At 52.0% G+C, this 18173-nt stretch carries 20 protein-coding genes, 1 pseudogene and 1 riboswitch; of the genes and pseudogenes, 7 read left to right on the forward strand and 14 right to left on the reverse strand.

Features of this window, described 5'->3' with window-relative positions; genetic code table 11:
* The 5 genes from JJU47_RS12545 to JJU47_RS12565 form a co-directional block, all read right to left on the reverse strand.
* A partial coding sequence (locus tag JJU47_RS12545) for an MFS transporter (RefSeq protein WP_228620011.1) occupies positions 1-324 on the reverse strand: 324 nt, incomplete at its 3' end.
* 105 nt (positions 325-429) lie between these two features.
* Positions 430-1257, reverse strand: coding sequence for a MetQ/NlpA family ABC transporter substrate-binding protein (locus tag JJU47_RS12550; RefSeq protein ID WP_228620013.1), 828 nt, complete (start codon positions 1255-1257; stop codon positions 430-432).
* A gap of 31 nt (positions 1258-1288) precedes the next feature.
* Positions 1289-1951: a methionine ABC transporter permease gene (locus tag JJU47_RS12555; RefSeq protein WP_228620015.1), complete on the reverse strand. Its 663-nt coding sequence runs from the start codon at positions 1949-1951 to the stop codon at positions 1289-1291.
* Complete coding sequence (locus JJU47_RS12560) at positions 1941-2969, reverse strand: methionine ABC transporter ATP-binding protein (protein ID WP_228620018.1); 1029 nt, start codon at positions 2967-2969, stop codon at positions 1941-1943. Before JJU47_RS12560 ends, JJU47_RS12555 begins: the two co-directional genes overlap by 11 nt.
* Positions 2970-3047: 78 nt before the next feature.
* A riboswitch (SAM riboswitch) is annotated at positions 3048-3153 on the reverse strand.
* Between the two features lie 455 nt (positions 3154-3608).
* Positions 3609-3866 (reverse strand): thioredoxin family protein, encoded by a 258-nt coding sequence (locus JJU47_RS12565; protein ID WP_228620021.1) that lies wholly within the window; start codon positions 3864-3866, stop codon positions 3609-3611.
* 184 nt (positions 3867-4050) lie between these two features.
* On the opposite strand from JJU47_RS12565, the gene JJU47_RS12570 reads away from it, so the two are divergent.
* Complete coding sequence (locus JJU47_RS12570; protein WP_228620023.1) at positions 4051-5103, forward strand: PTS sugar transporter subunit IIC; 1053 nt, start codon at positions 4051-4053, stop codon at positions 5101-5103.
* A gap of 42 nt (positions 5104-5145) precedes the next feature.
* Here JJU47_RS12570 and gcvH read toward each other — a convergent pair whose 3' ends face one another.
* The 6 genes from gcvH to JJU47_RS12600 form a co-directional block, all read right to left on the reverse strand.
* Positions 5146-5529, reverse strand: coding sequence for a glycine cleavage system protein GcvH (gcvH, locus tag JJU47_RS12575; RefSeq protein WP_024372289.1), 384 nt, complete (start codon positions 5527-5529; stop codon positions 5146-5148).
* Positions 5530-5577: 48 nt separating this feature from the next.
* On the reverse strand, positions 5578-5931 hold the full coding sequence (locus JJU47_RS12580; protein ID WP_228620056.1) for an arsenate reductase family protein: 354 nt from the start codon (positions 5929-5931) through the stop codon (positions 5578-5580).
* Between the two features lie 46 nt (positions 5932-5977).
* Positions 5978-6706 carry a hypothetical protein gene (locus tag JJU47_RS12585; RefSeq protein ID WP_228620026.1) on the reverse strand — a complete coding sequence of 243 codons (729 nt, stop codon included), beginning with the start codon at positions 6704-6706 and terminating at the stop codon, positions 5978-5980.
* Between the two features lie 86 nt (positions 6707-6792).
* Entirely contained in the window at positions 6793-8577 is a 1785-nt protein-coding gene (locus JJU47_RS12590; protein WP_228620029.1) for an acyl-CoA dehydrogenase family protein, read from the reverse strand.
* A gap of 13 nt (positions 8578-8590) precedes the next feature.
* Positions 8591-9763: an acetyl-CoA C-acetyltransferase gene (locus JJU47_RS12595; protein WP_228620032.1), complete on the reverse strand. Its 1173-nt coding sequence runs from the start codon at positions 9761-9763 to the stop codon at positions 8591-8593.
* A 19-nt stretch (positions 9764-9782) separates the two neighbouring features.
* Complete coding sequence (locus tag JJU47_RS12600) at positions 9783-12194, reverse strand: 3-hydroxyacyl-CoA dehydrogenase/enoyl-CoA hydratase family protein (protein ID WP_228620034.1); 2412 nt, start codon at positions 12192-12194, stop codon at positions 9783-9785.
* 213 nt (positions 12195-12407) lie between these two features.
* Here JJU47_RS12600 and JJU47_RS12605 point away from each other — a divergent pair, with 213 nt between their 5' ends.
* The 6 genes from JJU47_RS12605 to JJU47_RS12630 all read left to right on the forward strand — a co-directional run bounded on the left by JJU47_RS12605 (position 12408) and on the right by JJU47_RS12630 (position 15832).
* Positions 12408-13310, forward strand: a complete 903-nt coding sequence (locus JJU47_RS12605; protein ID WP_228620036.1) for an SDR family oxidoreductase — start codon at positions 12408-12410, stop codon at positions 13308-13310.
* A gap of 132 nt (positions 13311-13442) precedes the next feature.
* Positions 13443-13997: a hypothetical protein gene (locus JJU47_RS12610; protein ID WP_228620038.1), complete on the forward strand. Its 555-nt coding sequence runs from the start codon at positions 13443-13445 to the stop codon at positions 13995-13997.
* Between the two features lie 85 nt (positions 13998-14082).
* On the forward strand, positions 14083-14646 hold the full coding sequence (locus JJU47_RS12615) for a YcxB family protein (RefSeq protein WP_228620041.1): 564 nt from the start codon (positions 14083-14085) through the stop codon (positions 14644-14646).
* A gap of 23 nt (positions 14647-14669) precedes the next feature.
* The gene (locus JJU47_RS12620; RefSeq protein ID WP_228620043.1) at positions 14670-15095 is read left to right on the forward strand and encodes a hypothetical protein; all 426 of its coding nucleotides are present in this window, start codon (positions 14670-14672) and stop codon (positions 15093-15095) included.
* 27 nt (positions 15096-15122) lie between these two features.
* Entirely contained in the window at positions 15123-15482 is a 360-nt protein-coding gene (locus JJU47_RS12625; protein WP_228620045.1) for a hypothetical protein, read from the forward strand.
* 17 nt (positions 15483-15499) lie between these two features.
* Positions 15500-15832 carry a hypothetical protein gene (locus JJU47_RS12630; RefSeq protein WP_228620048.1) on the forward strand — a complete coding sequence of 111 codons (333 nt, stop codon included), beginning with the start codon at positions 15500-15502 and terminating at the stop codon, positions 15830-15832.
* 53 nt (positions 15833-15885) lie between these two features.
* On the opposite strand, the gene JJU47_RS12635 is transcribed toward JJU47_RS12630, so the two are convergent.
* The 3 genes and pseudogenes from JJU47_RS12635 to JJU47_RS12645 all read right to left on the reverse strand — a co-directional run.
* Entirely contained in the window at positions 15886-16803 is a 918-nt protein-coding gene (locus JJU47_RS12635; RefSeq protein ID WP_228620050.1) for a proline dehydrogenase family protein, read from the reverse strand.
* 157 nt (positions 16804-16960) lie between these two features.
* Positions 16961-17632: a PAQR family membrane homeostasis protein TrhA gene (gene trhA, locus JJU47_RS12640; protein ID WP_228620053.1), complete on the reverse strand. Its 672-nt coding sequence runs from the start codon at positions 17630-17632 to the stop codon at positions 16961-16963.
* Positions 17633-17727: 95 nt separating this feature from the next.
* Positions 17728-18173, reverse strand: a pseudogene (locus JJU47_RS12645) (carbon starvation CstA family protein); the annotation flags it as partial.

Below are 18173 nucleotides of genomic sequence, written 5' to 3' on the forward strand. Positions count from 1 at the left end.
TACTCCCATCAATACAGAGAATATGTAAAACCAGACGAGCTCGGTCGCGAGCGCGAAGCCCGTGAACGTGAGCGCGTTCAAACCGATGCCGATGAGCATGAGCTGTTTGCGCCCGTATCGGTCAGACAGCGTCCCTCCGAAAAAGCTCATAAATAAACCGGACATGGCCGAGACGGCGAACACCGTCCCGATCACGCTTGCTGAAAAACCGAGCGTCGCGAGATAAATCGCAAAAAACGGCATGACAAAAAACGTCGACAGCCGTGCAAAAAATGTACCGAACAAGACGCCTAGCGTCAGCGGATGAATCTGTCTGATTTTCATCCGGATCCCCCCTTTTTCTACATATAAATAGTTTACTTCTCTTCATGAAAGAACACTACTGCAAACAAAAAAGGCCCGGGATGTCCCGGACCTGTCGATCAATCATTATTTAACCGGTACGACCGCACCTTTGTACTCGTCTAAGATCCACTGTTGTGTCTCTTCGGACGTCAACACTTCAAGAAGTGCCTTGACGCGCTCGTCATCTTCGTCGCCTTCACGTGTGACGATCAAGTTGACGTACGGTGAATCTTCGCCTTCGAGGGCGATCGCGTCTTCGAGCGGGTTGAGGCCGGCATCAATCGCGTAGTTCGTGTTGATGAGGACCGCATCGCCTTCACCGTTGTTGTACGCTTGCGGGAGAAGGGCCGCTTCGACGTTCGTCTTGAACGTCAAGTTTTTCGGGTTGTCGACGATATCAGCGACCGTCGCATCGACCGTTTTGCCTTCAGCGAGCGTGATCAATCCTTCCGATTGAAGCATCGTAAGGATGCGGCCGTGATCGGCGACCGATGAGCTCATGATGATCTCGGCACCGTCCGGAAGCTCATCGAGTGACGCGTAGTCTTGCGAGTAGACACCGATCGGCTCGATGTGGACGCCGCCGGCTGAAGCGAATTTATAATCTTTGTTTTCAGCCATTTGCGACTCGAGGTACGGCTCGTGTTGGAAGTAGTTCGCGTCGAGCTCACCGTCCGCGAGCGTCTTGTTCGGGAGAACGTAATCTTGGAACTTCGTGATTTCAAGCTTGTAGCCTTTTGCTTCATATTCGTCTTTGACGTGCTCTAAAATTTCCGCGTGCGGCACGTTCGATGCGCCGATGACGAGCGTCTTGTCGTCCCCTGATCCTGATTCTGAATCCCCGCCGCAAGCCGCGAGAATTGTGAGTGCTGATGCTGCCGTTAAACCGAGTACTGTTTTCCATGATTTCATGTGTGAACCCTCCAAATGTTTTTTTATGTGATTAAGCCGAACGCTTATCAATTCTTGTGACGAGTCGGTCTCCGATGAACTGGATGACGAAGACGATGACTAAGATGAGGACGGTCGCAACGAACGTCACATCGTTACGTGACCGTTGGAACCCGTCGAGGAACGCCAAGTTCCCGAGCCCGCCGCCACCGACGACACCCGCCATGGCCGTATAGCCGACGATCGCGACGAGTGTGACCGTGATCCCCGACACGATGGCCGGGAGCGCCTCTGGGAATAACACTTTATAGATGATTTGCCATTTCGTCGCCCCCATCGACTCGGCCGCCTCGATGACGCCGCGGTCGATTTCACGAAGGGCGAGTTCGACCATCCGGGCATAGAACGGGGCCGCCCCGATGATGAGCGCCGGGAGTGCCGCCGTCGACCCGAGAATCGTCCCGACGACGATTTTCGTGAACGGGATGAGCAAGATGATTAAAATGATGAACGGGATCGAACGGAAGACGTTGACGAACGCGCTGACGATCGTGTAAATCGTCCGATTTTTCATCATGAGCGGTTCATTTGTTACATATAAGATCATCCCGAGGGCAAGACCGAAAGCAAACGTCGCGCCACCGGCGACGAGCGTCATATAAATCGTCTGCCACGTCTCTTCGAGCATGATTTCCCAGTCTACGTTAGGAAACATCGTTCTCCACCTCCACTTCGACTGCCTGTGATCGGATAGAGGCGATGGCCCGCTCGACTTCAGCCGGCTCCCCGATCAATTGAATGAATAGCGTTCCGAGCGCGCCGACTTGCGACTGCGTCACGTTCCCGCCGATGATGTTGAAGCCGATATCATGCGTCTTCAAGACGTCTGAAAGGATCGGCTGTTCGGCCGTCTCGTTCAAAAACTTCAGCTTGACGATTTGACCGCTCGGATACCGCGCCTTCAAGTGCTCGAACGTGAGCGACATGTCGTCGACGGCGCCGATCTGTTTGACGAACTCTTTCGTGATCGGCTGTTCCGGATGTTGGAACACGTCAGCGACTTGCCCGATCTCGACGACTTTCCCTGCTTCCATGACGGCGACGCGATGGCAAATCTTTTGGATGACGTGCATCTCGTGGGTGATGAGGACGATCGTCAAGCCGAGCTTCTTGTTAATGCTGACGAGCAACTCGAGAATCGAATCGGTCGTCTTCGGGTCGAGCGCGCTCGTCGCTTCATCGCAGAGGAGCACTTCTGGATTCGTAGCGAGCGCACGGGCAATCCCGACTCGCTGCTTTTGACCACCCGACAATTGGGATGGATAGCTGTCTTCTCGACCTGTCAATCCGACGAGGTCGACGAGCTCTTCGACGCGGCGTTTCCGCTCGCTAGCCGGTACCCCGATGAGTTCGAGCGGGAAGCTGATGTTCTCAGCGACCGTGCGCGACCATAGTAGATTGAAGTGCTGGAACACCATTGAGACGTTTTTACGAATACCTCGTAACTCTTTCGGGCTCAGCTTCGTGAGTTCGCTCCCTGCTACCTCGATCGAACCGCTCGATGGCGACTCGAGCCGGTTGAGCAACCGGATGAGCGTCGATTTCCCCGCCCCTGAATATCCGATTATTCCAAAAATTTCGCCGCTTTCGATTGTAAGCGACACATCATCGACCGCCTGGACTCGACCGTTCTTCGTGTCGAACCATTTGGCCACATTACGTAGTTGAATCAATCCCTTTCCCTCCTGACAACAAAAAAAGTACGCACGTTTGAGCAAACGTGCGTACTTTATCGGTACGGACAACGATTGCTCTCATCTTCCAAGGTTCTCACCTTGCTGGAATTAGCACCATTTCGGATTGCTCCGCGGTTGCTGGGCGTCATAGGGCCAGTCCCTCAGCCTCTCTTGATAAGAGTGTTGTTTATTCGATTAGCTTTATCATAGCGACACATTATTTTCATGTCAAACTATTTTTCTCCGATAAAACAAAAAAAGGTGCCGCCCGAAGACGACACAGAACGTAGCACCTTGAGTCACAGGAAGGACAACCCATAGATGAACCCCTTTTGCCCGATCAGAGCATTCATCCTTAGTATGGGGGATTTCGCTCGTCAATCACCCAATCCTCACATGTACCGAACAGTTACGCGGTCGGTATTCCTTCGCTTGATTTTTTTGGGGGACAATCGAAGGGAAGGTCCACTTAAAATCGCGTAAGCGAATGGTTCGGCGATGTGCGAACGTCTTGATTGCGAGTAAATCGCGTCCTATTTTTGTGTTCAAGTAAGATGTTGTAATGAATATACCATTCGTGAACTTTCTGTGTCAACTGATTATTTAAAATTTTCAGATTATTCTAATGTTCCTCCGTCATTGGACGAAGGAAAGGATGTGTTGCACGTTTTGGAACGCGTAAAGCCGATCCGTGACCTGGCCATTTTCAAGCTTCAACAGCGCCGGTACGCTCATCACTTGATACGCCTCGAGCTCTTGCGGGATAAAGTTCGCATCGCGTTTTTCAATCTTGAGTTCCTGGTCGATCGCCTCGACGACCGTGAGCATACGTTCCGCCACAGCGCATGTACCACACATCGGGGCGTATATATATAACAATCCGTCTGTCATCATGTCTCTCACCTCTCTACTGATTATATGAAGCTTCGCCCAGACATTCAAAAGTTGTGCTCGTTTTGAAAAAATTCTGAATAGTTTTCTTTTTCCTGTTGACGCTCGAGTGAAAGAGGCATAGTATGGTCAATAACTTTAACGCTTTTGTACATAACAGTAAAAGAGAAGGACAGGTGAAGAAGACATGACGGAAGAGAAACTTACCGGAAAACAGTTCTTGATGAACGTATTGAACGGACTCAGCCTTGCCATTTTGATCGCCCTCATTCCGAGCGCGTTGCTCGGTGAATTGACGAAAGCCATCTTGCCGTATTTTCCGTCGCTTCAGTTCATCTTAGATGCGACGACGATCGCGATGCGGCTCCTCCCCGCCATCATCGGGTTGGCGGTCGCCATGCAGTTCGGTCGCTCGACGCTTGAAGCCGGGACGATCGCCATCGCGACTTACGTCGGAAGCGGGGCCATCCGCATCGAAGAAGGCGCGTTCCTCATGGCCGGGATCGGTGACGTCATCACGGCCGGCGTGACAGCAGCCCTTTCGACATTCCTTGTCATGCAGCTGACGCCGCGCTTGAAAACATACACGGTGCTCGTCTTACCGATGACGGTCATTGTCATCGCAGGCGGTATCGGGTCGTTCCTGCTCACGTACATCTCGCAAATCACGACGTACATCGGGTCGATCATCATGACGATGACTGAACTTCAGCCGGTCGTCATGGGCATCTTGATCGCGATGGCGTTCTCGCTCATCATCGTCTCACCGATTTCGACGGTCGGGATCGCCACGGCGATCAGTCTATCGGGCGTCGCGGCCGGGGCGGCCAACCTCGGTGTCGTCGCAGCCGGCTTCGGACTCGCCATCGCCGGCTGGCAGATGAACGCGACCGGCACGTCGATCGCGCACTTCCTCGGCTCGCCAAAAATTCAAATGGCGAACTTCATCCGTCGTCCCGTCATGATGCTACCGGTGCTCGCGAACGCGGCCATCCTCGGTGCGCTCGCTGGCATCTTAAAGATTGAAGGCACGCCGATCAGTGCCGGGTTCGGCGTCTCAGGTCTCATCGGTCCGATCAACGCGTTGCACTTGATGCCGGGCGGATTCGCCCTCTTCAACGTCCTGCTCGTCATCGTCTTGTTCGGCATGATCCCGATCGCGCTCGGCATCTTCTTCTTCAAACTGTTCAACCGGACGCCGCTCATCCGTCCGGAACATTACCGACTCGACTTTGAATAAACGATAAAAGCCGGCTTCTCATGAGAGAAACCGGCTTTTCTTTTAGCCTTGGATCATCGCTTCATATTCTTCCGCTGACATGAGCTTGTCGACGTCCGACGCGTCGTTCAACTCGACTTCGATCATCCAAGCGCCTTCGAACGGCGCTTCGTTGACGAGTTCCGGCGAATCGGCGAGCGATTCGTTGACGGCCGTGATCTTACCAGAGATCGGTGCGTAAAGCTCTGACACCGTCTTGACCGATTCAACCGAGCCGAACGGCTCGTCGATTAGAATCGTCCCCCCGATTTCAGGAAGTTCGACGAACACGATGTCCCCGAGTTCACTTTGTGCGAAATCCGTGATCCCGATGCGGGCCACACTTCCGTTCACTTCAACCCATTCGTGTTCTTTTGAATAACGTAAATTGGCAGGTACTTTGCTCATCCTAACTTCCCCCTCAAATAAATTAGACTCACACGTGTATTATAGCACTTAGCCCCAAACGTCTGTAAACGACTTTTCCGAAAAACCGACCGTCGATTTTTCCCCGTCCGTGACGATTGGACGCTTCAAAAGCATACCATTGCTCGCGAGGAGCTCGAGTTGTTCGTCTTCTGATAAATTCGGCAACTGATCTTTAATCCCTTCGTTGCGATATACTTGTCCGCTCGTGTTGAAAAACTTTTTAAGCGGAAGACCCGACTGTTTCCACAGCTCGGCCAACTCGTCTTTTGCCGGCGTCGCCTCGACGATATGAACGTATGTATAGTCGATGCCGTTCTCTTTCAACCACTTCTCTGCTTTTTTACATGTGCTGCACGGCGGATAGCCGTATAGTGTCACCATCATTCATCACCTCTTCTGTTAATGTAGCATATCTCGTTTCTCGACATCACGCCCGAAGCAGCCGTTCGATTTCTTTCTTGAGCATCGGGTTCACCGAATGGCGCGCCTCGATATACGCGAGAATGGCTGCTGCCGCCTCAACCGAACGTCCATATCCAAGTACCCCTTGCTCGAGGAACGCAATCACATCCGGATGCCGCACTTCGACCCGACGTGTCGGATTGAACGGGTCACTCATCTCCCCGTGTGCCTTCAAGACGTTCGTGACGGCCGCGACTTGGATGAGCTCAAATCCTGCGAGCCGCTCGCCCCGTCGTTCGCGGAGCAGGCCGACATATAGGTTCGTCAGCGCCTCCTCATAGCAATAAGAGGCGTCAGCAGCCTGTGTGATGATGTTCGGCGTGGCAAACGCCTCGAGCGCTTCATCCCGTTGCCAAATGATGCGTCCCGGTGTGTAGGCAATCGACGCCATCTCATGGAGCTCAAAGACGGCGAATTCACCGTAAATGCCGTCCTCATACATGATTTTGTGTCCGTCTTTCGTGTTTTGGAACCGGTAGGCAATCGGTTCGACTTCGAGCCAATCCAACTCGTCGATGAATCGGGCTTTCTGTCCGTCTTCGACGATCAAAAAGAAGTCGAGGTCCGAGTAATCGTCGAGCCGGTCCGTTTCAAGACCAATCGAGCCGAGCGCGAGCAACAACAGGGTTCCTTCATGCGTCGCGACGGAACGGCCGATCGCGTCCATTCGTTCAAGCAATGCGTTTCGTCTCATCATCATCCCTCCCACGTCCATTGTACGTTCCGGGCACACAAAAAAGAAAGAGCCGACCGCGTCCGGCCGACCCCTTCTCTTGTTCGTCACACGATAAACTTGTTCGCTTTGATGAGACTCGCCGCGACTTCGCGCTTCGTGCCGATGACGTTGATCGGCTGATAGCGGCTGAACTTCTTCATCGCTGAGAGAAGCATACGCTGCTCGTCGCCTGATGCCGCCGCGTACAACACTTCTTTCGCCATCAGTTCGACTTGCTTGAACACTTGCTCGGCGAAGATTTCCGTGTAGCGGACTTTTTGTGCATTCTTCTCCTCGCCGGTACGGCCTATCGCTTTTTCCGTCCGGGCGATGGCTGCCTCGAGCGCGTAGATGGCGCTGATGATGTCGGCGAGCTTCGCGAGGATCTCTTGCTCGTTCTGGAGGTTTTGCTGATATTTCTGGACCGCCGTTCCGGCGATCATCAAGTTGATTTTCTTCATGTTCGATAGGAGCATCTTCTCGCGAGCGAGCGGAGAACCGTCAAGTTCTTGCGGCATGTAGCTCATGAGCTCTTTTTGAAGTTTTTGTGCTTCCGCGAGGAGAGGCAAGTCGCCTTTCATCGCTTTCTTCAGAAGAGTGCCTGGCACGATCAAACGGTTGATCTCGTTCGTGCCTTCGAAGATGCGGTTGATGCGTGAGTCACGATACAAGTTTTCGACTTCGTACTCGGTCATGAAGCCGTAACCGCCGTGGATTTGGACCGCTTCGTCGACGACGTAGTCGAACGTCTCCGAGGCGAACACTTTGTTGAGCGAGCACTCGATCGCGTACTCAGCGATTGCTTGAGCGACTTTCGAGCCGTCACGCATGTTGTCGTCACCGAGGGCGTCGAGGCTGTCTTGGAACAAGCCTCCCGTCCGGTACACTGAGCTCTCCATCGCGTAAATGTTCGCCGCCATCGTCGCCAACTTCTCTTGGATGAGCGGGAATTGGCTGATCGGCGTCTTGAACTGTTTGCGTTCGTTCGCGTATTGGACCGAAAGATCGAACGCGCGCTTCGACGAACCGACCGCGCCGACAGCGAGTTTATAACGGCCGACGTTCAAGATGTTGAAGGCGATGACGTGACCTTTGCCCACTTCACCTAACAAGTTGTCGACTGGTACTTCGACATCTTCTAAGATGAGCGTCCGCGTCGATGAACCTTTGATTCCCATCTTCTGCTCTTCGGCACCTGTCGAGACGCCGTTGTAGTCGCGCTCGACGATGAAGGCGCTGAACTTGTCGCCGTCGATCTTCGCATAGACGACGAACACGTTGGCAAAGCCGGCGTTCGTGATCCATTGCTTCTCACCGTTCAAGACGTAATGCGTGCCCGCCTCATTCAAGACGGCCGTCGATTTCGCACCGAGCGCGTCTGACCCTGAGCCTGGCTCAGTGAGGGCGTATGCCGCGATCCATTCGCCGGTCGCGAGTTTCGGCAAGTACTTATGCTTTTGCTCTTCCGTTCCGAAGAAGACGATCGGAAGCGTCCCGATTCCGACGTGGGCGCCGTAGCTGAGAGCGAATGAACGCGCTTTGGCGAACCGTTCCGTGATAATCGATGACGAGATTTTGTCGAGCTGATAGCCGCCGTACTCTTCCGGCACGTCCGCACCGAGCAATCCGAGTTCGCCCGCTTCTTTCAACAGTTCGACCGAGAGATCGAACTCGTGTTTTTCAATCCGTCCGAGCACCGGCATGACACGGTCGTCGACGAAGCTCGCCGTCGTGTCGCCAATCATCTTATGCTCATCTGAGAAGTCTTCCGGTGTAAAGAGACGATCCGCGTCGAGTGCGTCGATGACGAAACTACCGCCTTTGATCAATTCGTGTTCTGTCCGTTCCATAGTCAATTCCCCCTTATAGTAATTCGAAGACGCCAGCAGCACCCATTCCGCCACCGATGCACATCGTCACAACTCCATACTTTTCATTGCGTCGCTTCATCTCATGCAAGATCGAGACCGCGAGTTTCGCACCCGTACAGCCGAGTGGATGTCCGAGGGCGATGGCGCCGCCGTTGACGTTCACTTTCGCCGGGTCGATGCCGAGTTCGCGGATGACGCCGAGCGATTGGCTCGCGAACGCCTCGTTCAACTCGAACAATCCGACTTCTTCAAGCTTCACGCCAGCCATCTCGAGCGCTTTCGGAATGGCGACGACCGGACCGATCCCCATCACTTCCGGACGAACACCGCCGACAGCGAATGAGAGGAACTTCGCCATCGGCTTCAAGCCTTGGCGTTCCGCTTCTTCGCGCTCCATGACGAGTACGGCCGCGGCGCCGTCTGATACTTGCGACGCGTTCCCCGCTGTCACCGACCCTTTGATTTTGAAGGCCGGGCGCAACTTGCCGAGCGCTTCGACGGTCGAGTCGGCGCGGACACCTTCGTCATGTTTGACGACGACTTCACGTTCCGCGACTTTTCCGTCTTCTCCGAGGACGTGCTCGATGACGGTCACCGGTACGATCTCTTCTTCAAACTTGCCGCCCGCGATCGCTGCTGCCGCTTTTTGATGACTGTCGATGGCGAACCGGTCTTGGTCTTCGCGCGAGATGTTATACTCGGCCGCGACCCGTTCTGCCGTATGACCCATGCTCATGTAGTACTCAGGCGCCGTCTCCATGATCGTCGGGTTTGGACGGATGACGTGTCCCCCCATTGGGACAAGGCTCATCGATTCCATTCCGCCGGCGATGACCGCCGTCGCTTGACCGATCATGATCTTCGCTGCCGCGTCCGCGATCGCTTGAAGGCCTGACGAGCAGTAGCGGTTGATCGTGATGGCGGGTACTTCGTGTGACAATCCGCCGCGAACGGCCGCGTAGCGGGCGATATTCATCCCTTGTTCGGCTTCCGGCATCGCACATCCCATGATGACGTCGTCGATGGGGCCGTTATAACCGGCCCGTTCGAGCGTCGCTTTGATCGCATGTCCGGCAAGTTCGTCCGAGCGAACGTTTCGGAACGATCCCCGTTTTGCTTTTCCGACCGGCGTCCGTGCGCCGGCCACGATGACTGCTTCCCTCATCTGTGAAATCCCCCTTTTGTCAGTTCCGAAGTGGCTTGCCTTTAACGAGCATATGTTGCATCCGTTGCTGCGATTTTGGTTCTCCGATGAGGCTCAAGAACGCCTCGCGCTCGATGTCGAGGAAGTATTGCTCGTCGACCATCGTGCCGTACGCCAAATCGCCGCCGCTGATGACGTGGGCAAGTTTTTTCGCAATCTTCAAATCATGCTCTGAAATGTAGCCACCGTAGAACATCTCGTACGCCGCAAGTTCAAGCGTCGCTTTCCCCGTCTGTCCGACGACCGGTAACTTTTCACGCACCGGCGCCGTGTAACCGTCGGCGAGTCCGAGCACCGTTTGTTTCGCATCGAACGTCAAGTGGTCACGGTTCATCGAGATGCCGTCGACCGCCCGGTGATAACCGAGTGTTTTCGCGTCATACGCCGACTTCGATACTTTCGCCATCGCGATGTTCTCGAACGTCTGTTGCGCCGCCTTCTCGATGTTTTGCATCGACTTCGGCGTCTGCTCCAAGAAACGGCGATACGTGTTGACGTTTCCGCCTCCACCCGGGATGAGTCCGACCCCGACTTCGACGAGCCCCATATACGTCTCGAGCGCCGTCTGCATGCGGGCTGCAGGCAAGCTAATTTCCGTGCCTCCGCCGAGCGTCATGCCGTACGGCGCGACGACGACCGGGCGACCCGCATAGCGAATCTTTTGGACGACTTGTTGGAATTTATTGATGATCCAGTCGAGTTCATACCAGTTCTCGTCTTCCGCTTCCATGAGCATCATCGCGAGGTTCGCGCCGACACAGAAGTTTTTGCCGTCGTTGGCGAGGACGAGTCCTTTGAAGTCTTGCTCGACACGGTCGATCGACTGCTCGATCATCTGCATGATGTCGACGCCGATTGCGTTGTTCGGCGATGTGAACTCGAGGGCGACGACGTCGTCACCGATATCGATGAGGCGGGCCCCACCGTTCTCGAGGATGATCCCGTTCGACTTGGCGAGCGGTGCGAGTTTCAGTTCTTTCGGGTTGACGGTCTTCTCGACGTACGTCCCAGACGCTTGATCGTAATACTGGTCCCCTTTATAGAAGGAAGTATGTCCGGCAGCGAGCATCTCGTCGATCCACGCCGGGACGTCATATCCTTCTTGTTTCATTCGTGCCACTGATTTTTCAAGCCCGAGCGCATCCCACGTCTCGAACGGTCCGAACTTCCAACCGAAGCCCCACTTCATCGCGTCGTCGATGGCGACGATCGAGTCACTGATCTCACCTGTAAGCCGTGCCGAGTAGGCGAGTGTCTTCGCTGTGATTGGCCAGAGCAATTGTCCGATGCGTCCTTTGTTCAAGACAGCGCCTTTCAACTTCGCTTTCGAGCCCGGAAGTGATTTAATCTGGTCGAGTTCCGGACCTGTAATCGCTTTCAATTGTTCATATTCGAACGTCCCCAGGTTCAATTCCTGGATGACTTTCCCGTCTTTCTTATAGAAGCCTTGGCCGGCCTTTTGTCCGACCCACCCTTTTTCGACGAGCGTCTTCATCTCGGCCGGGACGTCGAACGTGTCTTTCTCCTCACCGGCGTCGAGCGTCTCGAAGACGTTTCCGGCGACATGGACGAACGTGTCGATGCCGACGACGTCGAGCGTGCGGAACGTCGCGGATTTAGGTCGACCGATGAGCGGACCGGTGATCGAGTCCATTTCGCCGATTGAAGCGTTCTGTTTCAACATCTCCTCGAACGTGACGAGAAGACCGTACGTCCCGATCCGGTTACCGATGAAGTTCGGCGTGTCTTTCGCTTCGACAACACCTTTCCCGAGACGGTCTTCTGCGAAGCGGGCCATGAAGTCGATAACCGGGCGCGCCGTTTTTTCCGTCGGGATGAGTTCGAGCAATTTCAAATAGCGTGGCGGGTTGAAGAAGTGCGTCCCGAGGAACCGGTGTTGCAATCCTTCAGGGAGGACGCTAGCCATCGCCTCGATCGAGATACCTGACGTGTTCGAGCTGAGAATCGCGTCTTCGCGGATGTAAGGTGCGATTTTTTCGAACAGCTGTTGTTTCACGTCGAGCCGTTCGACGACGACTTCGATGACCCAGTCGGCTTCTCTCAAACGCTCGAGGTCGTCTTCTAAATTACCGACGTCGATGAAGTTCAAGTGATCCGATGTCGCGAGCGGTGCCGGGTTTTGCTTCAACAATTTTTGCCGGTTCTCCGAAGCGATGCGGTTACGTACTTCTGGAGACTCGAGCGTGAGTCCTTTCGCTTCCTCTTTTGCCGTCAATTCCCGTGGTACGATGTCGAGCATGAGCGAACGAATCCCCGCGTTCGCCAAGTGAGCCGCAATCCCCGCCCCCATTACTCCTGAACCGATGACGACCGCAAAACGGATATTGCTCGTCAAACGGAGGTCGGCTGATTGTTCGATGTGACTCGTCATATTGTTCCCCCCTCAATGAGAATGAATAGTGATTCATTTCACGCGTAAAAAAAATCGCAATCACCATCGTGTTTACTCTTCTATCATAAATGAATGAACATTCATTCGCAAGCCCGCATTTTTCAAATTCATTCCATTTCATGAAATAACGATTAGTTTTTGAGTCGAGTGGTATAGACAGAAAGAGTCAATTTTAGAAAGGGGAATGTACACATGAGTGACAATCGTTTAAACACAGTCGGAAGTCGAAAAGATTTTGAATCGTTCAAGAAGGACGGACAAGAGCAAGCCCATCAGCCGGGCATCGACTCGAAGATGGAACCGTTCCCAATCTATGAACGTGTTGGATATAAAGGAAGCGAGAAGTTGCAAGATAAAGTTGCCATCATTACAGGCGGCGACTCCGGAATCGGGAAATCGGTCGCCATCTTCTTCGCCCATGAAGGTGCGAACTCGGTCATCGTCTATAAAGACCAAAACGAGCTAGAGGACGCCGAGGCGACGAAAGAACGCATCGAAGAACTCGGTCAAGCGTGTCTGTTGCTCCAAGGAGACCTCGGCGATTCAATGTTCTGTCAAGACGTCGTCAAACAGACGCTCGAGACGTTCGGTCACTTGGATATTCTCGTCAACAACGCCGCCGAGCAGCATCCGCAAGAGTCGCTCCTCGACATCTCGGATGAGCAACTCGAGAAGACGTTCCGGACGAACATTTTCAGCATGTTCTATTTGACGAAAGCTGCCCTCCCTTACTTGAACGAAGGCGCGAGCATCATCAATACGACGTCGATCACAGCGTATGAAGGGAATGACCAGTTGATCGATTACGCTTCGACAAAAGGTGCGATCACGGCGTTCACGCGTTCACTCGCCAAAAACTTGGCCGAGAAGAAGATTCGTGTCAACGGCGTCGCTCCAGGTCCGATTTGGACACCGCTCATCCCGGCGACGTTCCCGGCGGAAAAAGTCGCCACGTTCGGTGATTCGGCCGAAATGAAGCGCCCAGGTCAACCGGCAGAGCTCGCCCCAGCTTACGTCTACCTCGCAAGCGACGACTCGACGTACGTCAGCGGACAAGTCATGCACGTCAATGGCGGGACGGTCGTTAACGGATAATCTTGTCAAAAGGCCCAGTGTTCAGTCACTGGGTCTTTTTGTTGGGAAATTAACCCATACTATGTTAGCGTTGTCTTCAGGAATTCGTCCGGTCGCTCAGACCAATATACGAAAGACAGGAGCTCACGTTTGATGATTCATTTACACTTAACAAAAGATGACTTTTTCGCCTTACAGAAAAACTTCATCGAAAATTCCGATTACCATAAAAGAAGAGCTAGACACGTCACGATTATATTGATGTTGCTCACAGTATCATGGGGATTCTTGCTTGCAATCCTTTTGTTACCTCAAACGATTTCTGCCTCCCTGTTCCTCGGACTCGCCATCGGTTCCAGTTTGTTCTTAGCGTTGTTATTGTTCCCCCTCTTAAAAAAAGCGTATGTAAACATCACACTTTGGCAACTCCGCTATTTACTGAAACTAGAAACAAAATGGCCACGTGACATCACGTTGAATATTAATGAGCACGGGATTGAGCGCAGCTCTCTTCACAATAATGTAAATAAACGGCTTCAAGTCGCATGGGAAGCGATTGAACGAGTGAGTGGCGATGAGACAAATCATTATCTATATGTTGAAGCAAGAGAAACAATTGTTGTCCCGAAGCGACACCATACGCTAAGCGAGACGGAGCAAAATAAGATCAATCACTTATTACAACAAAACTTAAATATCACACCCTAACTATCGATGTCACTTAAAGATAGACATGGTCTAATTCTTCTCGGACGTACACATAGATGACTGAATGAAAAAAGGAGTACCTTAAATGATCACCACGTATAAAATGACGCTTGAAGATTTTCTATCATTTCAAGAGGACATGATTCACCATTCTAATCAACATAAGAAGAGCCGCAACATATGGTTGATTTTTATGAGTGCCCCTGCACTCTTACTCGGATATTTAGCTACAATCTTAATTTTACCTCGCCCTGAGTCATTTTCTTTATTTCTACTTACTGTAATCGGTATAGGGATTTTGTTCGCGCTGTTGCTCAGACCGTTGCTAAAGGATTTATATGCACCATTCGTCCTCAGGCAAATTCGGCGTCTAGTTACTAAAGACCATGTCTCGCCGGCGGACATCACGCTTCAATTTCATGATACTTACATCGAGATGCATGCTGTTCGTGGTAATATCAGTCGAACGACTCAAGTCCCTTGGACATCTATTCTCAAAGTGAACGAGGATGAGACGCATCGTTTCCTCTATTACGAAGAAGATGAAGCCCTGATTATTCCGAAGGCGAAAGACGGAGTCACGGAAGTCGAACAAACTGAAATCGACCGGATACTTGAAAAACATCTAGCGACACCGATAAACGTATGACTTTAGTATGTGGAGGGAACTCTATGAATGAGCAGCATTATGACGACGAGCATGAAGAAGAGTACAACGAAGACATTTTAGAGTTTGATCCTCATTTTGACCATGATGCCAAAATGGAAATCAATTTGAACGAACAAGGCGTCAATTTCATCGGCAACGCCGAAGGCTATCTCGCCCTCGCGCGAATGTTTACATTTTTAGCGCAAACACATATGTTCATTCGCATGGAAAATCCCCCTTCGCCTGACGTAAATACTTCTTACGGATATGGTCCGTATCATATGGCTGATTTCATCCGAAGAGATTTCATTCAAAATAAACAATATCTATTTAATCCAGGCGCTCTGCGTGATGTGCATCCAGAAGAACATCAAGAGCTTTTCTTTTGGCTGTCTGATCAAATCGGTCCAGAGTTTTGGGTTACCGATAACGAGAACAAGAAAGAATAGATTGATTCAAAAGGAAAGGTCATAGTTATGAAAAATAAAAAACTGACACACTTCACATTGATTGATCTTGTTGAACGAAAAATACAGTTCACAAAAACAAATCCAATATTCGATCAAAACGAATTTAAACACAATAACGAAGGTGAACGTTTAGCTTATCGTGAGATGTTGAGTGACATGAAGGAAATGAAGGAAGACGAGTTTCTAGATAAGTATCTTCATTTATTGAAAACACTTGCGAAGAAGTTCGAAAGCAATGCATTTACAGACAAGCGTGAACAAGAAAAAATGACAGGGTACAATATTGGAATCGTTTTTGTCTTAAAATGTATCGATCCGATATATGAATTCGACTTAGAAGAATATCCGCTTCCTGACGTCGAGTGAAAGAGGAGAATCCATCCATGAATAACGATACGACTTTCTTCAAAGGACGAACCGGTTTGCTTCTTGTAGCCCCACTCTGTTTCAGTTTAATCGCAGGTTGTTCTTCCATCCAAGACATAGATTATAGCGAGGTCGATCTTCAAGGGAAGATTATAGAAGTGAACGCTGAGGAAGCGATGATTTTAATCGAGGATCAGACCAACGGACAAGTCTGGGTAGATGTATCCGGTTTGAATGACGGAATCGAACGACTTCACAGTCCGCTCGAGGTCAACGTTTGGTTAGATGAATCTACCACTGAAGACACTTCCACTATAGAAAAAGCCGAACGAATCGATGTCATCAAATAGTATCGAACACATCAAAAAAGCACGAACGCCCTCGACGGACGTTCGTGCTTTCCTTATTTCTTCACCATTCCTTTTAACACGAACGCGACGTTCGCCGGACGTTCCGCCAAGCGGCGCATGAAGTAGCCATACCAGTCACGGCCGTATGGCACGTAGACGCGGACTTTATATCCTTGGCGGACGAGCTCGAGTTGACGCTCGACGCGGATGCCGTAAAGCATTTGGAACTCGAACTGGTCGAGCGGGATGTCGTTCAGTTTCACATGCTCGATGATGGCATCGATCATATGGTCGTCATGAGTCGCAATCGAGGCGTAGTTCCCGTTCGCAAGATGGAGTTTGACGAGCTTCAAATAGTTGTGGTCGACGTCTTCTTTCTCTGGGAAGGCGACCGTCGCCGGCTCTTTGTAGGCACCTTTGACGATGCGAAGGTTCGGCTTGAGCGGTGCGAGATGGTTGATGTCATCCTCTGAACGGTACAAGTACGATTGGATGACCGTCCCGAGCCCGTCAAAGTCCGCCTTCAATCGCTTGAACAAGTCGAGCGTCTTCTCGCAGCGCGACTCGTCTTCCATGTCGATGGCGACGAAGACACCGACGCGTTGTGAAGTCGTCAAAATCTGACGCATGTTGTCTTCGATCAACTCATCTGAAATATCAAACCCGAGTGACGTCAGCTTGAGCGACATGTAGGCGTCGAGCTTCTCTTCTGCCATAATTTCAATCGCCCGAATGATCTCGTCCCGATTTTCTGTCGCTTCCTCGACCGTCGTGATAAACTCCCCTAAATGGTCCACCGTGACCGACAATCCTTTCGCGTTCAATTCCCGAATCGTCGGTACCGACGTCTTGAAATCTTCCCCCGCCACAAAGCGCGAAGCCCCGAACCGAAGCCCGTATTTTTTAGCCAAACTGTTGAGTGTTTTGTTTTGAGACATGTAAATAAATCCATCGCGCAACACTTTTTCCATCTGCTTTTCCCCCTTACATTTACACCCATCTATCTCTATGACGATGTCTGAAATTATTATGACATACAAACGTCAATTCGTCTGTATTTTTGTAACCGTTTGCAGCAGTTTATTGCCCAAGTTTTCAAAAAAACGGACGCCCTCTCGGACGTCTCGTTCATAGGTTTGTCGCCGGTGCGACATATAGCAAAATACTGAGGAAAACGAACACACTTCCGGCAAGGACGAACAAGTGCCAAATCGCATGGTTGAACGGTAACTTCTGCCACACGTAAAAGACGATCCCGACCGAATAGGCGATCCCTCCGGCAAGGAGCAGCATAAATCCGGTATGGCCGAGCGACTCATAGAGCGGACGAATCGCGATGATGCAAATCCAACCGAGTCCTAAATACGTCACGTTCGACACCCACATATACTTGCCCGTCGAGAACAGCTTCCAAATGATGCCTAAAATCGCGACACCCCAGACAATCCCGAATAACGTCCAGCCGAGCGTTCCTTGAAGCGACACGAGGGCGAACGGCGTGTAGCTGCCGGCGATGAGTAAGTAAATCCCGGCATGGTCAAACACTTGGAGCACTCGTTTCGCCCGTGGGTGCGGAATCGCATGCATGAGCGTCGAGAACAAGTACAGTAAGATCATCGAGACCCCGAATACGCTCACCGCGATGACGTTCCATGTGCTCCCTGTCTCTGTTGCGCTCATGACGAGTAACACGAGGGCGACGATACTAAAGATGACCCCGAGTCCGTGCGTGACGGCACTCGCGATTTCTTCCCCGAGCGTATCGGCATGGAGCATGTCTTTCAGCTTCTCTTGATCCATTCAAGTCCCACCTTTCAGTTCCATTCCTATAGTATGGTCATTTCCCGATTTTGTTGCAAACAAAAACATGGGTCGCGAGGACCCATGTCGATTCGTTATGCGACTTCTTTCACTGGAACGTCACATTCCATATTCTGTGCCCGCATCGCCCGCGCGCGCACGTGGAACAAGACGAGCAGCGTGACCGTGCCGATCGTGGCGATGACGTACGGGATCGGCCCGTCCATCTTGAATCCGATCGGCGCCGTCAGGATGTAGAACCAGACCGCGTACAGCATGAACGTGCCCGGGACGAGCGCGATGTAGTGGTTGCGCCCCTTGATGTACAAGTACATCGCCCCGACGAAGAGCGCGATGACGGCCGTCGTCTGGTTCGCCCAGTTGAAGTACTGCCAGAGCATCTGGAAGTCCATGTTCGTCAACACGTATGAGATCGCGAAGAGTGGCAATGCGATCCAGAGGCGGGAGGCGAACTTCTTCTGTGCGACCTTCAAGTAGTCGGCGATGATCATCCGGGCGCTGCGGAACGCCGTGTCGCCCG

This window comes from Exiguobacterium sp., from assembly GCF_020832205.1.
In the GTDB taxonomy this organism is placed as follows: Bacteria; Bacillota; Bacilli; order Exiguobacteriales; family Exiguobacteriaceae; genus Exiguobacterium.

What these genes read in the sequence shown, in the direction of transcription:
- trhA (WP_228620053.1), bottom strand. Translation starts at nt 17,632, where the DNA reads ATGGATCAAGAGAAGCTGAAAGACATGCTCCATGCCGATACGCTCGGG.
- JJU47_RS12570 (WP_228620023.1), top strand. Translation starts at nt 4,051, where the DNA reads ATGACGGAAGAGAAACTTACCGGAAAACAGTTCTTGATGAACGTATTG.
- JJU47_RS12630 (WP_228620048.1), top strand. Translation starts at nt 15,500, where the DNA reads ATGAATAACGATACGACTTTCTTCAAAGGACGAACCGGTTTGCTTCTT.
- JJU47_RS12580 (WP_228620056.1), bottom strand. Translation starts at nt 5,931, where the DNA reads ATGGTGACACTATACGGCTATCCGCCGTGCAGCACATGTAAAAAAGCA.
- JJU47_RS12610 (WP_228620038.1), top strand. Translation starts at nt 13,443, where the DNA reads ATGATTCATTTACACTTAACAAAAGATGACTTTTTCGCCTTACAGAAA.
- JJU47_RS12565 (WP_228620021.1), bottom strand. Translation starts at nt 3,866, where the DNA reads ATGATGACAGACGGATTGTTATATATATACGCCCCGATGTGTGGTACA.
- JJU47_RS12590 (WP_228620029.1), bottom strand. Translation starts at nt 8,577, where the DNA reads ATGGAACGGACAGAACACGAATTGATCAAAGGCGGTAGTTTCGTCATC.
- JJU47_RS12605 (WP_228620036.1), top strand. Translation starts at nt 12,408, where the DNA reads ATGAGTGACAATCGTTTAAACACAGTCGGAAGTCGAAAAGATTTTGAA.
- JJU47_RS12555 (WP_228620015.1), bottom strand. Translation starts at nt 1,951, where the DNA reads ATGTTTCCTAACGTAGACTGGGAAATCATGCTCGAAGAGACGTGGCAG.
- JJU47_RS12550 (WP_228620013.1), bottom strand. Translation starts at nt 1,257, where the DNA reads ATGAAATCATGGAAAACAGTACTCGGTTTAACGGCAGCATCAGCACTC.
- JJU47_RS12615 (WP_228620041.1), top strand. Translation starts at nt 14,083, where the DNA reads ATGATCACCACGTATAAAATGACGCTTGAAGATTTTCTATCATTTCAA.
- JJU47_RS12600 (WP_228620034.1), bottom strand. Translation starts at nt 12,194, where the DNA reads ATGACGAGTCACATCGAACAATCAGCCGACCTCCGTTTGACGAGCAAT.
- gcvH (WP_024372289.1), bottom strand. Translation starts at nt 5,529, where the DNA reads ATGAGCAAAGTACCTGCCAATTTACGTTATTCAAAAGAACACGAATGG.
- JJU47_RS12595 (WP_228620032.1), bottom strand. Translation starts at nt 9,763, where the DNA reads ATGAGGGAAGCAGTCATCGTGGCCGGCGCACGGACGCCGGTCGGAAAA.
- JJU47_RS12585 (WP_228620026.1), bottom strand. Translation starts at nt 6,706, where the DNA reads ATGAGACGAAACGCATTGCTTGAACGAATGGACGCGATCGGCCGTTCC.
- JJU47_RS12635 (WP_228620050.1), bottom strand. Translation starts at nt 16,803, where the DNA reads ATGGAAAAAGTGTTGCGCGATGGATTTATTTACATGTCTCAAAACAAA.
- JJU47_RS12625 (WP_228620045.1), top strand. Translation starts at nt 15,123, where the DNA reads ATGAAAAATAAAAAACTGACACACTTCACATTGATTGATCTTGTTGAA.
- JJU47_RS12620 (WP_228620043.1), top strand. Translation starts at nt 14,670, where the DNA reads ATGAATGAGCAGCATTATGACGACGAGCATGAAGAAGAGTACAACGAA.